Here is a 17,729-nt window from a genome sequence, read left to right on the forward strand (position 1 = left end):
ATGGCTCTTTCCGTGCCGGCCATCATGAAGACGACGGCAGCGCGGCTTTCAGCGCTTTATCTGCTGCTTTTTGCGCTGTGTGCGGTGTTGCTGGTGTTGTACATGACCTCGCTGTCGGCGCGCATGCTGACCGCCCAGACGCAGGAGACGATCAACGACGAGGTGCTCGGCCTGGCCCGAGCCTATCAGCGCGGCGGCCTGCCGGTGCTGGTCCGCGTCGTCGAGCAGCGCTCCCGCCAGCCCGGCGCCAATCTCTATCTGATCGCCGATGCCAATGGCCAGATCCTGACCGGCAACGTGCAGAGCCTCGAGCCGGGCGTGATCGAGGCCGAGGGCTGGACCACCGAACCGTTCTCCTACCGCCGCTTCGGCGAGGGCGAGCTCGAGCGGCAGCGCAACCCGGTCTCCGACCCGAACGAGCCCGCCCAGGGCGAAGTACAGGCCGAAGGCGAGAAGGGCCATAACGCTATTGCCCTGGTGCTGCGCCTGCCCAACCAGATGATCATGCTGGTCGGCCGCGACCTCGGTGAGCCGGAGCGCTTCCGCGCCGTCATTCGCCGCGCTCTGATGCTGGCGCTCGGCATGATGGGCGTCGGCGGGCTGCTGATCTGGTTCTTCGTCGGGCGCGCGGCGCTGAAGCGCATCGACAGCGTGTCGGAGGCGAGCCGCCGCATCATGGGCGGCGATCTTTCCGGCCGGCTGCCGGTCACCGGCGCAGGCGACGAGTTCGACCGGCTGTCGGAAAACCTCAATTCCATGCTGGCCAGGATCGCCACTCTGAACGAGGGCCTGAAGCAGGTCTCCGACAATATCGCCCACGACCTGAAAACGCCGCTAACCAGGCTGCGCAATCGCGCTGAGGCGACGCTTTCCGGCAAGCACAACGCCAGCGACTACCGGCAGGCGCTGGAAGGAACGATTGCCGAATCCGATCAGCTGATAAAGACCTTCAACGCCATCCTGATGATCTCGCGGCTGGAGGCCGGCTATTCCTCCGAAAGCACCACCAGGGTCGACCTGGCCGCTGCCGTGCACGACGTCGTCGAACTCTACGAGCCGGTGGCGGAGGAGGCGGGCGTGACCCTCGAAACCTCGGTGCAAGGTGCCTTCGCGGTCAACGGCAATCGCGAGCTGATCGGCCAGGCGCTGTCCAACATCGTCGACAACGCGATCAAATATTCGACCGACTCGACCTCCAGGCCTACGGTTCGCGTGACGCTGGAGCGTGTCGGTGGCGAGATCAGGCTCGCGGTTTCCGACAACGGCCAGGGTATTCCTGACGATGTCGACCGCGCCAGGGTGACCGAGCGTTTCGTGCGGCTGGAAAAGAGCCGCTCGCAGCCGGGTTCCGGCCTTGGCTTGAGCCTCGCCAAGGCGATCATGACGTTCCACAATGGACGGCTTGAGCTTCTGCCCGGCAATCCCGGATTGTCGGTTGTCATGAGTTTTCCCGGGCGGGACGATCGCTGATGGTGGCGAGGATGGCAGTGCGACGCCTGGAAACGGACTGGCTGTTGAAGCCGGCGGTAGAGCTCGTTCCACTGGATGCAAGCCGCGCCAGGCAGGAATTGTCGGAGATCGCAGACGCCGCACGGCAAAAAGGACTGCCGCGACTGGCGAAATTGTTGGCAGGCAAGGGGATCGTCCAGGATTTCCTCGCCGCCGTGTTCGACCTATCACCGTTCCTGCGCGATACCGCGCGCCGCCGGCCGCGGATACTCGATGCGCTTTTCGACGGGACGGTTGAGGCGCGGCTGTCATCGATCGGCGCCGCGGTCGACAAGGCAGCACGCGCAGAGGCCGTCTCCGAAAGCAGCCTGATGATGGAGCTGCGCCAATGCAAGGCCGAGGCGCATTTCCTGATCGCCTTGGCCGATCTCGCCGGCGAGGCCGAGACCTCGCTGACGGTGCGGCGACTGAGCGAGCTTGCCGACGCCTGCACGCGTGCGGCCGTCGATTTCCTGCTCCGCGACGCGCATGAGCAGGGCAAGCTCCGATTGCCAGATCCCAAAAATCCGGCGCGACGCTCGGGCTGGATTCTGCTCGGCATGGGCAAGCTCGGCGCGCATGAGCTGAACTTCTCCTCCGACATCGACCTCGTCGTCTTCTTCGACCCCGATGCGCCGGCTGTCGTCGATCCGCTCGATGCCACAGAGCTGTTTTCGCGACTGACCCGCCGGTTGGTCCGTATCCTCCAGGACCGCACCGAGCACGGTTACGTCTTCCGCACCGATCTCAGGCTTCGTCCCGACCCCGGCTCGACGCCGCTGGCGATCCCGGTCGAGGCGGCGCTGCGCTACTATGAGGCGCGCGGCCAGAACTGGGAGCGCGCCGCCATGATCAAGGCGCGTGCGGTGGCCGGCGATGTTGCCGCCGGCGCCGCGTTCCTGAAGGAACTGCAGCCCTATATCTGGCGCAAATACATGGACTATGCGGCGATTGCCGACGTCCATTCGATCAAGCGCCAGATCCACGCCCACAAGGGCCATGGCGAGGTCGCGGTCCAAGGCCACAACGTCAAGCTCGGTCGCGGCGGCATCCGTGAGATCGAGTTCTTCGTCCAGACCCAGCAGCTCATCGCCGGCGGCCGCTTTCCCCAACTGCGCGGCCGCGAGACCGTGCCGATGCTCGGCGAGCTCGCCGCGCGCGGCTGGATCACCGCCGACGCGCGCGATGCGCTCACCAGGCAATACTGGTTCCTGCGCCGCGTCGAACACGCCATCCAGATGGTTGCCGACCAGCAGACGCATATCCTGCCGGAGGACGAAGAGGGGCTGGAGCGCGTCGCCCGCATGCTGGGCTTTGCCGATGCGGCAGGCTTTGCCGAAACGTTCCGCGCGGCGCTGCACCAGGTCGAGCGCCACTATGCAGCGCTGTTCGAAACCGCGCCGGAGCTTTCGGCCGGCATCGGCAATCTGGTCTTTACCGGCGACGTCGACGATCCCGATACCCTGCAGACCTTGCAGCGGCTCGGCTTCCAGCGGCCGAGCGACATCTGCCGGGTTATCCGCGGCTGGCACTTCGGCCGCTACCGCGTCACCCGGTCGGCGGAAGCGCGCGAGCGGCTGACGGAACTGACGCCGGCGCTGCTGCAAGCCTTCGGCCAGACGCGGCGGGCGGACGAGGCAGTGATCCGCTTCGACGAATTCCTTGCCGGCCTGCCTGCCGGCATCCAACTGTTTTCGCTGCTGCAGTCGAATCCGGCTTTGCTGAAGCTGATGGCAACGATCATGGGCGCGGCACCGCGGCTAGCCGCCATCATCACGCGCCGGCCGCACGTCTTCGATGGCCTGCTCGATCCGGCGCTGCTGAGCGAACTGCCCAACCGCGCCTATCTGTCGGCGCGCCTTGTCGCCTTCCTCGAAGGCGACAGAGCCTATGAAGACGTGCTCGACCGGCTGCGCATCTTTGCTTCGGAGCAAAAATTCCTGATCGGTGTCAGGCTGCTCGCCGGGTCGATCGACCCGCCGCGCGCCGGTCGCGCTTTTTCCGATCTCGCCGACCTGACCATCGAGGCGGCATTGCAGGCGGTAATGGCGGAATTCGCAGTGCGTCATGGCTATATTGCCGGCGGCAGGGTGGCGCTGCTCGGCATGGGCAAGCTCGGCAGCCGCGAACTGACGGCAGGTTCCGACGTCGACCTCATCCTGCTCTACGATCACGACGCCGATGCCGAGGAGTCCGACGGCGACAAGCCGCTTGCCCCGTCGCATTACTACAGCCGGCTGACGCAGCGGCTGATCGCCGCCGTTTCCGCGCCGACCGCCGAGGGCGTGCTCTACGAGGTCGACCTTCGCCTGCGGCCGTCCGGCAACAAGGGGCCGGTGGCCACGCATGTCGATGCCTTCAAGAAGTATCAGCGCCAGGACGCCTGGACGTGGGAGCACATGGCGCTGGCGCGGGCCCGCGCGATCGGCGGGGATGCCGAGCTGTGCCGCGAGGTCGAGGAGGAAGTTGCCGCCGTGCTCGCTCTGCCGCGCGATCCAGCCAAGGTGATATCCGAGGCATCCGAGATGCGCGCCATGATCGACAAGGAGAAGCCGCCGCGCGATCCCTGGGACATCAAGCTGATCCCGGGCGGCCTCATCGATCTCGAATTCATAGCCCAGGTTGCGGTGATCACGGGAAAGATCGAGGCAGGCCGCAGGGCCACCGGCACGGCTGAGGTCCTGTCGCGCCTGGCGCCGGATTTCGCCAGCACCCAGGTCAGGCAGGAACTGGTGGATGCCTATTCGCTCTATCTGGCGCTGACCCAGATGATACGGCTTTGCCTCACCGGCGCGTTCGAACGCGACGACGTTCCGCCAGGGCTTTCGGATCTGCTTCTGGCGGTCACCGATCTGCCGGATTTCGGTGTGCTTGAAGCGCATCTCAAGGAGACGTCGCAGAAGGTCAGAAAGGATTTCGACCTTCTGCTTCGTGCGAAACAGCCGTGACTGCAACCAGCCGTACGGATGGGAGCATCGGACCCAAAATTACGACCTGCTTTTGGGAGGTTCCGATGTTCAATCAAAGAGATAGAGCGGGGGATTGAAGGTCCGCCGCTCTAGCATCGGGGGTGACGATGCAACAGGAGAAGACCATGAGAAAGACAACCAGACTTGCACTCGTTTTCGCAGCCCTGGCCGGCGCCGTCGGCACCGCTGCCTATGCAGACGAGCACTCCGGCGCCGGGCCGCGCGACGGCATGATGATGCGCCTTGGCAAGGTCATGAAGGACAATGACGGCGCCATCACCTTCGACCAGTTCTCCGACGCCATGAACGCCCGGCTAAAGAAGATGGTCGCTGACAATGGCGGCAAGCTGACCGTGGCACAGCTCGCCGACGCGCTGGAGAAGGCACGCTTCGAGCAGATGGCCAGGCGCATCATCGCCCGTTATGACACCAAGGGCGACGGCACGCTGACCGCCGACGACATCACCAGCCGCCAGAAGAAGGTCTTCGCCATGCTCGACCGTGACAATGACGGCAAGATCGAGAAGAACGAACTGCCGAAGGGTCCGGGCCGTCACCGCCAATGGGACGGCGAGGGCAATGATGGCGCTGACGGCGTGCAGTGAAAATTGGAAACGCTCCGGCGGCGCGAGCCGCCGGAGACTTATGTGCGCGTCGATGCCTGAATCATCAGATCGGCCCAATTGCGAACGGACGGTGTTTCCCACCGCATTCAGCTACTCTGTTCGCTGAGTCCGGTGCAGGGCGCGGCTTGTGTGGACCTGCAAAATCCGGTCGCGGAGATGGGCATAGAAGCGCGGCGGCAGCATGCCGTAAACAAAGCGGGACGGCTTAGTCCCTGGAATGGGCCTCAAATCGGGACCCGGCCAAAGGAATTCATTGATCTCGGTCACGATGATCCACGACGGCATTTCGTCGAGACCGAGGTGGGTTTTGAGTGGCGCAGGTATTTCTATTGCACCGCATGATCAGCCGGAGCTGAGTGGGTAATCGGAACCACCGTTACAACTTCACGCCCCTCCACGATGCGACGGGCGGCGACAATTGCGCAGGGCCGGCTTTTGCGGCCTTCCTCCGCGCCTTTGTTGTTTTCTCTCGCCTAGAGATAGGAGTAGGAAATCACCAGACCGGGGACAGGTTTTGGGAGGCTCACGGTGTCCAGTCTTTGAGCATTGCATCAAGTCCGGCGTATTGGGTCGGGACGGCGCTTTCGCCGATGGCGTTCAGCGTCTCGTCGTCCAATTCCTCGACCGGGCCGCTGACAGGAGTACTGTATGGGTCCGGCCATTCTTTGTGATTGCAACCGGCGTACGCTGGGCGGCATCCTGAAAGCGTCCGACATTCTGCTGGAATTCCGTTGAGGTCACTCGCATCACAAGCCCCCTTTCTCTAAAATAGATAGACCTATCAAGGGAAAGTTCTCGCGTTGGGGCGGCGCGCAAGCGCATGTTCGACTGATCATGCTGGCCTGGTGACGAAGTCATTCAGGCAGCCGCCCTGACCGCCTGCGCGGCTTTCTTGATCGGGATGCGTACCGAGACGATCGTGCCGATGCTTTCGGTCGAGCGGATCTTCAACGCGCCACCCTGAAGCTCGGCCAGCGAGCGCGAGATGGCGAGGCCGAGGCCGGAGCCGGCATGGCTCTTGGAGAACTGGTTTTGCACCTGTTCGAATGGCCGCCCCAGCTTGCTCAACGCCGCCTTCGGGATGCCGCAGCCATTGTCCTCGATCGTCAGGATCAGCGCGCTGGAAATGCTGCGGGCTCTGACCGAGATGTGGCCGCCTTGCCCGGTGAACTTCACCGCATTGGACAGAAGGTTGATGAGGATCTGCTTGATCGCCCTGCGGTCGGCGAACAGCGTCAGCGAATCGGCAATGCGGGTTTCGACGGTGATCGACTTTTCCGCCGCCTGCAGCGAGACGACGCGAACCGTCTCCCTGATAAGCGGGCAGAGATCGATTTCTTCCTGATCCAGCGCGAACTGGCCGGCCTCGATCTTCGACATGTCGAGGATGTCGTTGATCACGCCGAGAAGATATTTGCCGCTGCCGTTGATGTCGGTGGCATACTCTTCGTAGCGCGACGAACCCAGCGGCCCGAACAGCCGTCGTTCCATCAGTTCCGAGAAGCCGATGATCGCGTTGAGCGGGGTGCGCAACTCGTGCGACATGTTGGCCAGGAATTCGGATTTGGCCCGGTTTGCCGCTTCGGCGCGCTCGGTTTCCTTCATGTATTTGCGATTGAGTTCGACGAGCTCACGAGCCCGTTCTTCTTCCGCGCGGCGGGCAAGGCTGAGGTCGTGGATTGTCGCCATCAGCCGGCGCTCGCTGTCGACCAGCTTCTCCTGGTGCAGCTTGATCTGGGTGATGTCGGAGCCGACCGAGACGGTGCCACCGTCCCTTGTGCGCAACTCGTTTACCTGCAGCCAGCGGCCGTCGGCAAGCTGGCGCTCGAAGGTGACGCCCCCCTGTGGTCCGTTGGTATTGGCAAGCCGCCGCTCCGAGGCGAAGGCCAGCATGCGTTCTTCCAGCACGGCGCGCGGGGCGCCCGGCATCACGTCGCGATCCGACAGGCCGTTGTCCTGCTGGTATTTGGAATTGCACATGATCAGACGCTCGGACGAATCCCACAAAACGAAGGATTCGTTGATGTTTTCGATGGCCGTCCTCAGGCGCAGGTCCGCGGCTTCGGAGCGCAGCGCCAGATGCCGCTGCTCGGTGACGTCGACGGCGATGCCGATCAGCTGGATCTCCGGCGCTTCCGGATCGATAACCTGTGCTCTTGCCCGCATCCAAACCCATTGTCCGTCGGCATGGCGCATCCGGAACACCTGGTCGATATGGTCGATCTCGCGTGCGACGATCCTGTTGGCGAGTTCGAACAGATCGCCGTCCTCGGGATGAATGATTTCATCGACTTCGCCGAACGACAGCATCGTGTCGCAAGGCTCGTAGCCCAGCATGTCGTACATCGAGCGCGACCAGTACATCTTGCCGCGCACCATGTCCCAGTCCCAAAGGCCGCAGCGGCCGCGCACCAGCGCCATGTCGATGCGCTGGTGGGCTTCGAGATAGATGCGATCGGCGGCCTGGGCGCGCGCCGCCTGGCCGAAATAGGCGTAGAGGATGATGATCAGCACGCCGGCCGTCAGCACGAACAGGGTGACGTTGAGTGAGACCGTCTTGCGCCAGGCGTCAAAAACTGCCTCCTGCGGCACGAACGCTGCCGCGGCACCCCTTCGGCCATTCGCCAGGCTCACTGCTGCGTACCAGTCCTGTCCGCCGATGCTGACCTTCATTACCCCGGCGCGGTCGCCGAACATGAATAGCGGCTGCCCGCCCTGCACGACACCATCGAGCGATCGCCCCTCCCAGTGCATCGACTGCGGCGATACGGCAATGATCTTGAAGGCGCTGTCGGTGATCGCCAGTACGTGGCTTCGGCCCATCGCGCCCTGACGACCGGTGCTTTCCAGCAGGTCCTGGATCGCGCCGGGCGCGGAAACCATGGTCGCGTCGGCGGCGATCGAACTGGCCAGTTGGCCGGCGGCCAGCGCAAGGATCGCCTTGGCGTCGCGCTCGATCTCGTCGCGCTCGTTCATCAGCGACAGAAAGCGCAGTACTGCGATGATCAACAGAAACATAATAATGAGGGCCGGTATCGATCGCCGCAACAGCGGCTCGGCTGCCAGCAGCCGTCGGTAGGCAGGTTCGGCGATGAGCCGCGTATTGCCTGCGAGACCGTCGCTTCGCGCCTCGCGACGCTCAAACGCCGTCCCACCGGGCGCGCCCCACGCGTCCGCCTTCGCCATAAATGGCACTCCCCGATTTTCTGTCCCGCTTGACGATCCGGCAACGCCGCACTTCCGAATCGTCACTAAAGAATCAAAGGTGATTCGCCTTGTCCAGAGGCGCGGCGAAAAAAGATTAAAAATCGACTAAAATAGTTCGAGCGCCGACTATCCTTCCCCCTAGAGTGGAGGAGGGTGGCCCGTAGGGCCGGGAGGGGTCCTCAGCGAAGCGCTCCATCTTTGATCAACGGTCGAGGCCGGTGGGGTCGGTCGAAGCCGCGCACTGCCGCAATGACCCCACCCGTCCATCCGCCTTCGGCGGCTGTCCACCCTCCCGTCGAGGGGGAGGGGAACCCTTACGCCAGGGTGCGCTCGACGATGTCTCGCAAATCGGCTGACAGGTTCTCGACATTGGCAATCGACAGCAGCGCTTCCCTCGCCTTGGCCTGCCGCACGGGTTCGAGCGAGCGCCACGACCTGAGCGCCGTCGCCAGCCTGGCGGCCACCTGCGGGTTGCGTTTTTCGACCTGCAGCACCGTTTCGGCGAAAAGCCGGTAGCCTTCGCCGTCAGCGCGATGGAAGCCGGTCTGGTTGGTGCTGGAAAACGTACCGATGAGTGCCCGTACCCGGTTCGGGTTGGCCATCGAGAACGCCGGGTGGTTGATCAAGGCGCGCACTGCGTCGACGGTTTGCGGGCCGGGCACGCTGGCCTGGATCTGGAACCATTTGTCCATGACCAGCGGATCGGTCGCATATTTCGCCTCGAAATCGGCCAGCGCCTTAGTCGCCTCAGGTGAGCCGTGGTGACGGTGCGCAAGCACGGTCAACGCCGCGGCACGATCCGTCATGTTGGTCGCCGATTGGAAGTGCCGGGCGGCGAGCTCCGCGCCTCCCGGCAGCAAGGAGAGATAGTCAAGCAGGACATTGCGCAGCGCCCGCCGCCCGGCATTGGCCGCGTCAGGGCTGAACGGACCATTGTCGGCGAGCCGATCGTAGAGGTTGGAGAATATCTCGCTGTTGGCCTCGGCGATCGCAACCGCGAGCGCCTCGCGCGCCGCGAAAATGGCATCGGGGTCGATGTTCTTGCCGATGTCGCGGGCGATATCCGCCTCGCCGGGCAGCGCCAGCGCCAGTGCCCGATAGGCGGGTTCGAGCGCTTCGTCGCCGGCTATCTTGCCGGCAAGCCCGGTCAGCCGGGCGCCGAACTCGGGTTGCCTATGGTCCAGGATCTGGCGGAAGGCTGCAATCAGCGCATCGGTCAAAAGCGTGTTGAACGCCTGCCAGCGCGAGAAGGCGTCGCTGTCGTGGCCAGCCAGAAAAAACTGGTCGTCGGGCCGCTGCTCGACCGAAAGCGTCACCGGCGCCGAAAAGCCGCGGTTGAGCGACATGGCCGGCCGCTCGCCAATCCCGGAAAACCTGACGACATGGCGGCGTTTGCGGATATGGATGACACCGTCCTCGACATTCGCCCCTTCGACGCCGCTATGGGCTATCGCCTGGCCGCCGGCGCCAACCAGGCCGAAGGCAAGCGGAATGTGCATCAGCCGCTTGCGGCTTTCCGCCGGTGTTGGCGGCACCGACTGCTCGATTTCGAGCGTGAATTCCCGCGCCGCGGGATTATACGCCGAACTGACGGTCAGGTTCGGCGTACCGGCCTGATGGTACCACAGCGAAAACTGCGACAGGTCGCGACCGGAAACGTCTTCGAACACCTTGATGAAGTCTTCGATCGTCGCCCCCTGGCCGTCGTGGCGTTCGAAGTAGAGGTCCATGCCGGCGCGGAACGTCTCGGCGCCGAGGATGGTATGGATCATGCGCACGACTTCCGAGCCTTTTTCGTAGACCGTCGCCGTGTAGAAATTGTTGATCTCGCGGTAGCGGCGAGGCCGGACCGGATGCGCCAGCGGCCCCTGGTCCTCGGGAAACTGATGGGCGCGCAGCGTACGCACCTCGGCGATGCGCTTGACGGCGCGCGAGCGCTGATCGGCCGAGAATTCGTGGTCGCGGAAAACCGTCAGCCCTTCCTTCAGGCAAAGCTGGAACCAGTCGCGGCAAGTGATTCTATTGCCTGTCCAATTGTGGAAATACTCATGCGCGATGATGGCCTCGATATTGGCGAAATCGGCGTCGGTCGCGGTTTCCTGGTCGGCCAGAACGTATTTGTCGTTGAAGATGTTGAGACCCTTGTTCTCCATTGCGCCCATATTGAAGTCGGACACGGCGACGATGTTGAAGACATCGAGGTCGTATTCGCGGCCGAATGCCTCCTCGTCCCATTTCATCGACCGTTTCAAAGCGTCCATGGCGTAGCCGGCGAGCCTCTCCTTGCCTGGTTCGACATAGATTCCGAGCTCGACGTTGCGGCCAGACAGGGTAACGAAACTGTCCGAGATCTTGCCGAGGTTGCCCGCCACCAGCGCAAACAAATAGGACGGCTTGGGGAAGGGGTCGTGCCAGACCGCATAGTGCCAGCCGCCGGCAAGCTCGCCGCTGCCGGCCGGGTTGCCGTTGGACAAAAGCAGCGGCGCCTCACGGCGCTGAGCTTCGATGCGCACCGTATAGACCGACAGGATGTCGGGGCGGTCGAGGAAATAAGTGATGCGGCGAAAGCCCTCGGCCTCGCATTGCGTGCAATAGACGTCGCTGGAGCGATAGAGGCCCATCAGCGCTTCGTTCTGAGCCGGCGCCAGCACGGTTTCAATTCTCAGCTGGAAGCGGCTTGTCGGAGGGGGGCTGATGATTGTCAGTTGATCGGGCGTGGCGATAAAATCTCCAGGGCTCGGTTCCTGGCCGTCGATGGCGATGCTGCGAAGCGTCAGCCCGTCGCCATCCAGCACCAGTGGCACGGACGCCGCAATCCCGTCGCGACGTTCGACCGTCAACACGGCGGTGACATGCGTTGCTTCAGGCGAAAGGCGGAAAGTCAGGCTGGTTTCCGGAATGAGATAATCACTGGGGCGATAGTCTTCGAGCTTGAAGACCTGGCCGGTATCTGTGCGCATTCCTTGATTTTTCCTGTCGATCCGGGTGCGGCGGGCGGGTCCGCTGGTCCAAATAATTTGAAGTCTGCGCTCTTTACACGAAACGCTCCCTCGACAAAACTGCAGCGACGTCTATTTCAGGCGATCATTTCCCAAGCATCATCGCGAGGCTTCCATGACCGTCCTCACGCCGAAATTCGGGATGGGCGCCTCTACGTCGCGTCGCGAGGATATGGCCTTCATCAAGGGCGCCGGGGAGGCGGGTACGATCGGGTCGACGCCTGCGGCGCTCAATGCGGTGACCGACGCGCTCTACCGCGCCTACGGCATCAGGCTTAACGACATGCCGGCAACGCCGGCGCGCATCTGGGCGGCGATCGAGGAAGCAAACGGGGCGTGACAGCCGAGCCGGACTTGCCAGTGCTTGCTGCCGGCGACCACGCCGGCGAACACAGCACGCTGACCGGGATCGTGCTCAAGATCGTATCCGTGGCGGTCTTCGTCGGCATGTCGTCCTGCATCAAGGCGGCGGGCACCGTGCCGGCGGGCCAGATTGTCTTCTTCCGCTCCTTCTTTGCGATCTTTCCGATCATCGCCTTCCTCGCCTTCCAGGGAAAACTCGGAACCGCCTTTTCGACGAAGCGCCCGCTCAACCACATTGCGCGCGGCGTCGTCGGTGTCTGTGCCATGGGGCTCGGCTTCTTTGCGTTGACGCGGCTGCCGCTGCCGGAGGCGATCACGCTGAACTACGCGCAGCCGCTGCTGGTCGTGGTGTTCAGTTCGATCTTCCTCGGCGAAGCCATCCGCATCTATCGCTGGAGTGCGGTTGCCGTCGGCCTGGTCGGGGTGCTGATCATCTCGTGGCCGGAACTGACGCTGCTCAGTTCGGGCGCTGCCCTTGGCGATCAGGAGGTGCTCGGCGTCATCGCCGCCCTCATCGCCGCGGCGATCTCGGCCATCGCCATGCTCCTGGTTCGCAACCTCGTCCAGAGCGAGCGGACGGCGACCATCGTGCTGTGGTTTTCGGTGACCGCGAGCGTCATGGCGCTGCTTTCGCTGCCATTCGGCTGGCAGGCGCTGACGCCAGTGCAGGCGGGGTTTCTGATTGCCGCGGGTTTTTGCGGCGGGCTCGGCCAGATCCTGATGACCTCGGCCTATCGCCATGCCGAGGCTTCCGTCGTGGCACCCTTCGAATACACCTCGATGATCCTCGGCGTCGTCGTCGGCTATCTGGTCTTTGGCGACGTCGCCACGATCAACATGCTGGTCGGCGGCATGATCGTGGTTGCGGCGGGGATTTTCATCATCTGGCGCGAGCGCCAGCTGGGTCTCGAACGCACCCGCACCCGCAAGGCCGTCGCGCCGGAAGGGTGATCAGCCTTTCGCTGCGTCGGTCCGCTGTTTCGCCAGCCGCATCAGCACCGCCCGCGTCTGCTCGTCGGCGGGGAAAAAAGATTCGATCGCCAGTTCCGACAGCGTCACGTCGAGCGGCGTGCCGAACACGGTGATGGTGCTGATGAACGACAGCACCGCGTCGCCATGGGCAAGCTTGAGCGGATGGACAATCGCGTTTGGTTCGACCGGCGCCGGCCGGCTGCCTTTAAGGCCGGACGGATAGGCCCGAAGCTCGCGCTCGAGCTCGACCAGAACCGGATCGGCGGTAGCGTCGTTCTGCCGCTTCAGCCGCTCCAGAAGATGCGTCCGCCACTCCGCAAGGTTGACGATGCGCGGCGCGATGCCGCCGGGATGCAGGCTGAGGCGCAACACGTTGACCGACGGCTTCAGCAGGGAGGCATCGGCGACATTGGCGAGGAACGGGCCGATGGCGGCGTTCGCCGATACCAGGTTCCAATGCCGGTCCACGGCAAGCGCCGGGAACGGCTCGTGCGCCTTGAGCACGGTCTCGACCGCCGCCATCGCCGGTGCCATCGAGGCATCGTCAAGTGGTCGTTCGCTGAAGCTCGGAGCAAAGCCGGCGGCCAGCAGCAGCTGGTTGCGCTGCCTGAGCGGGATCGAGAGCTGCTCTGCCAGATGCAACACCATATCACGCGAGGGTGCGGCGCGGCCGCTTTCCACGAAACTCAGATGCCGCTGCGAGATCTCGGCCTCCATAGCAAGGTCGAGCTGGCTCATACGCCGGCGTGTACGCCATTCGCGAATGAGACTGCCGGCGGAAATCTGGGCTGCTGTCATGACGGACGACTAAGCCGGAAGTGGGCGCATTTCAATTACCTGCGAGGTCATGATGCCGCCCTTTCCTTGCTCGCAAGGGGAGAACGGAAGACGCGCTCTGCGCCATTACCCAAGCGCTCGCAACTTCGCCTTCACTTCCAGGAAATCCCGCCACGCCAGCTTCTTGTGCGCCGGCGTTCTCAACAAGTAGGCCGGATGCAGGGTCGGCATGGCGGGAATGGCGACGCCAGACGGGGTCGTGTGGACGCGCCAGTTGCCGCGCAGCCGCAATATGCCTTCGGAGGTGTTGAGCAGGGTCTTTGCCGACGGGCCGCCGAGATTGACCAGCACCTTCGGATTGACCAGTTCGATCTGCCGCTCGATGAACGGCCGGCAGATCTCGGTCTCGTGCGGCGTCGGCGTGCGGTTGCCCGGCGGCCGCCAGGGAATGACATTGGCGATATAGACAGAATTCCGATCAAGACCGATCGCGGCCAGCATGCGGTCGAGCAGCCGGCCCGAACGGCCGACGAACGGCAGACCCTCTATGTCCTCGTCGCGGCCCGGTGCTTCGCCGACCAGCATCACCGCGGCAGTCGGATTGCCGTCGGCGAACACCAGGTTCTTGGCGGTGAATTTGAGATTGCAGCCGTCGAAGGTCGCCATGTGCTGGCGAAGCTCGTCGAGGTTTGCCGCCGACCTCGCCAGTTGCCGCGCCAATGCCGCTTGCGCCTCATCGGGCACCGTTGACATGGCCGGGGACGTTCGCACTTCCGGTGCCGTATTCGGTCTCTCGCCCATTTCGGCGCGCGACACGCTCCTCGAACGTTGTGGCGCCGCATTTTCACCGGCCGGCAGAGCGGCCGCCGCGGGCGCCCGCTCCGGCGGCCTGGCTTCTGCAAACCTGTTTACCGGCTGTTCTTCAAGTGCCTCGTCGACGCCGGCGCTGGCGTAGAAGGCCAGCAACTCGGCGAGATCGGCTCGGCTATTGTGGGGGGCGGCAGTCATGGTTTCACATTCGGCCGCGGCGCTTGAATTTGCAAGTTCAGCTCGACGGTATGCGCGGATCCTGCACCAGATAGAACGTCCAGCGCGGCGTGTAGTCGGTGATCAGGAAATAGAAGCTGGCGGTCTTCAGCGGGTCGATCTTGCCGTTTTTGAACAGCAGGCGGTCATACGGTTCGAAATTGCGGTCGAAATCGGCGTAGCTGCTCGACCAGATATTTTCGGGCGTTTTGTTGCGCTGGTCGAACGACAGGCCGTCGCCGAACACGCTCGGCTGATCGAGGATCTCCTGGAGTTCGAACTGGAACTCGACCCAGGCCTGGCCGCTATTGTTGAGCACGTCGATGCGCATGTACATCAGACCGTTGGCGAAGTCTCCCGCCTTGCCGAACGGCTGGATCGGCTTTGTCGTGCGAATGGCCAGCGTTACCGGCGTCGCTGAATTCAGCTCTTCGGTGATGACTAGCGGATCCTCCTTCGTGCCGATGCCGGAAGCCCCGGTGATGTGGAAGCCGCCGCGCTCATCGGAAAAGGAATAGGCGCCTGTCGCCCAGACCAGTTGCTGCTCGGCATGGGCATCCAGGGCCGTGAGCGGCAGAAGCGCCAAGAGCGCCGCACGGCAAATCCGGCCGGGCGTGAAAAAAAAGCGCGTCGATGAAAAACCAGCCGGCCCGAATATGCGCATGGCGAGAAGTATGGCCGATAAGCAAGCCGTCGAACAATTAAAAACATCGGTGCGACATATCTGTGCAAACGGAATAGGATTGAAGATTGATGCTCGCCACGGCGAATCTGTGCGGCAGGACGCGACTTTTTGACGAAATCGGTATTGTCACGTCCGCGCCGGTTTCCCGTCGCTATTTGATGCGCTATGCAGCGCGTGAGCCAGCAAGATGCCGGAAATGGCGAGCCAGTGAGGGGTCGATGAGCGATATCGAACGCGAAAGCATGGAATTCGACGTGGTCATCGTCGGCGCCGGCCCGGCCGGCCTTGCCGCCGCCATCCGTCTCAAGCAGGTCAGTCCCGAGCTTTCCGTCGTCGTGCTGGAAAAGGGCGGCGAAGTCGGCGCGCACATCCTGTCCGGCGCCGTCGTCGATCCGATCGGCATCGACCGGCTGCTGCCCGGCTGGCGCGAAGAGGAGGGTCATCCCTTCAGGACACCGGTCACCGACGACCATTTCCTGGTTCTCGGCCCGGCCGGCTCGTTCCGTCTGCCCAATATCCTGATGCCGCCGCTGATGAACAATCACGGCAACTATATCGTCTCGCTCGGCAATGTCTGCCGCTGGCTGGCGACCAAGGCCGAGGCGCTGGGCGTCGAGATCTATCCGGGCTTTGCCGCGGTCGGCCTGCTCTACAACGAGGCCGGTGCGGTCACCGGTGTCGTCACCGGCGACATGGGTGTCGAGAAGGACGGCACGCACGGTCCGGGCTTTGCGCCGGGCATGGCGCTGATGGGCAAATACGTCTTGATTGGTGAGGGCGCGCGCGGCTCGCTGGCCAAGCAGCTGATCGCCAAATACCACCTTTCCGACGGCCGTGAGCCCGGAAAGTACGGCATCGGCCTCAAGGAACTCTGGCAGGTCAAACCGGAAAACCACCGGCCGGGCCTTGTCCAGCATTCCTTCGGCTGGCCGCTCGATATGAAGACCGGCGGCGGCTCCTTCCTCTACCATCTCGAGGACAATCAGGTGGCAGTCGGCTTCGTCGTTCACCTGAACTACAAGAACCCCTATCTGTCGCCGTTTGACGAGTTCCAGCGCTTCAAGACCCATCCGGCGATCCGCGGCACCTTCGAAGGTGCCAAGCGTCTGGGCTATGGTGCCCGCGCCATCACCGAAGGCGGCTGGCAGTCGGTGCCGAAACTGTCCTTCCCCGGCGGCGCGCTGATCGGCTGCGCGGCCGGCTTCGTCAACGTGCCGCGCATCAAGGGCTCGCACAATGCCGTGCTCTCGGGAATGCTGGCGGCCGAGCATGTCTGTGATGCGATAGCCGCCGGCCGCGCCAATGACGAACTGGCCTCCTACGAGGCCGCCTGGCGCGCCACCGATATCGGCAAGGACCTGAAGAAAGTGCGCAACGTCAAGCCGCTATGGTCGCGCTTCGGCACCATTGTCGGCGTCGGCCTTGGCGGCCTCGACATGTGGCTGAACACGCTGTTCGGCTTTTCGCCCTTCGGCACGATGAAGCACGGCAAGGCCGACCACGCCACGCTGGAACCGGCCGCCGCGCACCAGAAGATCGCCTACCCGAAGCCGGACGGGGTGCTGACCTTCGACCGGCTGTCGTCGGTGTTCCTGTCCAACACCAACCACGAGGAAAACGAGCCGGTGCATCTGCTCGTCGCCGACATGGACCTGCAGAAGCGCTCCGAGCATGACGTCTATGCCGGGCCCTCGACGCGTTACTGCCCGGCCAGCGTCTACGAATGGGTCGACAAGGACGGCAATGCCGCCGCCGATCCTGCCGCCAAGGATGTGCGCTTCGTCATCAACGCGCAGAACTGCGTGCACTGCAAGACTTGTGATATCAAGGACCCGAACCAGAACATAAATTGGGTGCCGCCACAGGGAGGCGAGGGCCCGGTCTACCAGAACATGTAAGTCACAAGGTTTGCTCCGGACCAAACAAGATGAGGAGCAGCGCAACCGTAGGATTGTTGAATAGACCGCCTGCCTGTGTTTCCTTTCTGTGACGACAGGGAGGAAGGAAAATGCGTCTGGCAGTTCTGACGAGCGTTGTGGCGATCGGGGCGTTGTGCACCCCCTCAGCCTTGGCCGACACTAAAGTATTGGTCAAGACACGAACTTACAACATTGCCGGAACCACCGGCGCGGCCCTGATCGAGGCCATGGATCGCAGTGGGCCGAAGCACGGCTTCATGACCCACGCCATCGCCCAGACCGGCTACAGCGTCGATGATTGGACCTTCGACGCCTACACGGAAAACGGCGTCTGCCGCCTGCGCCAGGCCAACGGGACGCTCAATCTCTTCTATACCTATCCCAAACTAGTCTCAGCCACGTCGCCGGCGCTGCAGAAGCGGTGGAAACGGTTCTTCGCTGGCGTCCGCGCCCATGAACAGACCCATGGCCGCATCGCCAGACAGATGATGCGGGCCACCGAAAAGTCGGTTCGAGGGTTGGCAGTCGGTGATGACCCGCACTGTTTCGAGGCACGTCGCGAGGCAAAGCGCCGGATCAATGCCATCTATGCCGAATACGAGGCAAAGCAGATCGCCTTCGATGTGCACGAGCATCGCGACGGCGGCCCTGTCGAGCACCTCATCCGCGCTTTTGTCGGCCAATAATTGGACTGCGGA

Annotated in this window: 14 protein-coding genes; 8 read left to right on the forward strand and 6 right to left on the reverse strand. The window is 63.4% G+C overall.

The features are described from left to right. From NKG60_RS06245 to NKG60_RS06255, 3 genes are all read left to right on the forward strand, one after another. Positions 1 to 1,470 carry a sensor histidine kinase gene (locus NKG60_RS06245; RefSeq protein WP_352974450.1) on the forward strand — a complete coding sequence of 490 codons (1,470 nt, stop codon included), beginning with the start codon at positions 1 to 3 and terminating at the stop codon, positions 1,468 to 1,470. Continuing rightward, positions 1,470 to 4,436, forward strand: a complete 2,967-nt coding sequence (locus tag NKG60_RS06250) for a bifunctional [glutamine synthetase] adenylyltransferase/[glutamine synthetase]-adenylyl-L-tyrosine phosphorylase (RefSeq protein WP_352974451.1) — start codon at positions 1,470 to 1,472, stop codon at positions 4,434 to 4,436. Before NKG60_RS06245 ends, NKG60_RS06250 begins: the two co-directional genes overlap by 1 nt. Positions 4,437 to 4,582: 146 nt before the next feature. Continuing rightward, entirely contained in the window at positions 4,583 to 5,062 is a 480-nt protein-coding gene (locus NKG60_RS06255) for an EF-hand domain-containing protein (RefSeq protein ID WP_352974454.1), read from the forward strand. A 618-nt stretch (positions 5,063 to 5,680) separates the two neighbouring features. Here the strand turns inward: NKG60_RS06255 and NKG60_RS06260 are convergent. The 3 genes from NKG60_RS06260 to pepN all read right to left on the reverse strand — a co-directional run bounded on the left by NKG60_RS06260 (position 5,681) and on the right by pepN (position 11,250). Further along, a complete protein-coding gene (locus tag NKG60_RS06260) occupies positions 5,681 to 5,941 on the reverse strand; it encodes a type II toxin-antitoxin system prevent-host-death family antitoxin (protein ID WP_352974456.1) in 261 nt (86 codons plus the stop codon). After that, a complete protein-coding gene (locus NKG60_RS06265; protein ID WP_352974459.1) occupies positions 5,942 to 8,269 on the reverse strand; it encodes a PAS domain-containing sensor histidine kinase in 2,328 nt (775 codons plus the stop codon). It lies immediately after the preceding gene. A gap of 335 nt (positions 8,270 to 8,604) precedes the next feature. Then, the gene (pepN, locus tag NKG60_RS06270) at positions 8,605 to 11,250 is read right to left on the reverse strand and encodes an aminopeptidase N (protein WP_352974460.1); all 2,646 of its coding nucleotides are present in this window, start codon (positions 11,248 to 11,250) and stop codon (positions 8,605 to 8,607) included. Positions 11,251 to 11,404: 154 nt separating this feature from the next. Here pepN and NKG60_RS06275 point away from each other — a divergent pair, with 154 nt between their 5' ends. After that, positions 11,405 to 11,629: a hypothetical protein gene (locus NKG60_RS06275; protein WP_352974671.1), complete on the forward strand. Its 225-nt coding sequence runs from the start codon at positions 11,405 to 11,407 to the stop codon at positions 11,627 to 11,629. Next, the gene (locus tag NKG60_RS06280; protein ID WP_502912296.1) at positions 11,626 to 12,603 is read left to right on the forward strand and encodes a DMT family transporter; all 978 of its coding nucleotides are present in this window, start codon (positions 11,626 to 11,628) and stop codon (positions 12,601 to 12,603) included. Before NKG60_RS06275 ends, NKG60_RS06280 begins: the two co-directional genes overlap by 4 nt. Here the strand turns inward: NKG60_RS06280 and NKG60_RS06285 are convergent, their stop codons facing one another. The 3 genes from NKG60_RS06285 to NKG60_RS06295 form a co-directional block, all read right to left on the reverse strand. Continuing rightward, the gene (locus NKG60_RS06285; protein WP_352974462.1) at positions 12,604 to 13,422 is read right to left on the reverse strand and encodes a helix-turn-helix domain-containing protein; all 819 of its coding nucleotides are present in this window, start codon (positions 13,420 to 13,422) and stop codon (positions 12,604 to 12,606) included. 105 nt (positions 13,423 to 13,527) lie between these two features. Then, a complete protein-coding gene (locus tag NKG60_RS06290; protein ID WP_352974465.1) occupies positions 13,528 to 14,409 on the reverse strand; it encodes a uracil-DNA glycosylase in 882 nt (293 codons plus the stop codon). A gap of 37 nt (positions 14,410 to 14,446) precedes the next feature. Next, entirely contained in the window at positions 14,447 to 15,091 is a 645-nt protein-coding gene (locus tag NKG60_RS06295) for a hypothetical protein (RefSeq protein WP_352974468.1), read from the reverse strand. Here NKG60_RS06295 and NKG60_RS06300 point away from each other — a divergent pair. The 3 genes from NKG60_RS06300 to NKG60_RS06310 all read left to right on the forward strand — a co-directional run bounded on the left by NKG60_RS06300 (position 15,042) and on the right by NKG60_RS06310 (position 17,717). Beyond that, a complete protein-coding gene (locus NKG60_RS06300; protein ID WP_352974673.1) occupies positions 15,042 to 15,224 on the forward strand; it encodes a hypothetical protein in 183 nt (60 codons plus the stop codon). The genes NKG60_RS06295 and NKG60_RS06300 overlap by 50 nt on opposite strands. 106 nt (positions 15,225 to 15,330) lie before the next feature. Continuing rightward, on the forward strand, positions 15,331 to 17,010 hold the full coding sequence (locus NKG60_RS06305) for an electron transfer flavoprotein-ubiquinone oxidoreductase (RefSeq protein ID WP_352974470.1): 1,680 nt from the start codon (positions 15,331 to 15,333) through the stop codon (positions 17,008 to 17,010). 110 nt (positions 17,011 to 17,120) lie between these two features. Then, on the forward strand, positions 17,121 to 17,717 hold the full coding sequence (locus NKG60_RS06310) for a DUF922 domain-containing protein (protein WP_352974472.1): 597 nt from the start codon (positions 17,121 to 17,123) through the stop codon (positions 17,715 to 17,717). The last annotated feature ends 12 nt before the right edge of the window (positions 17,718 to 17,729 follow it).

Source organism: Mesorhizobium sp. M1428, assembly GCF_040317515.1.
Taxonomy (GTDB): Bacteria; Pseudomonadota; Alphaproteobacteria; order Rhizobiales; family Rhizobiaceae; genus Mesorhizobium.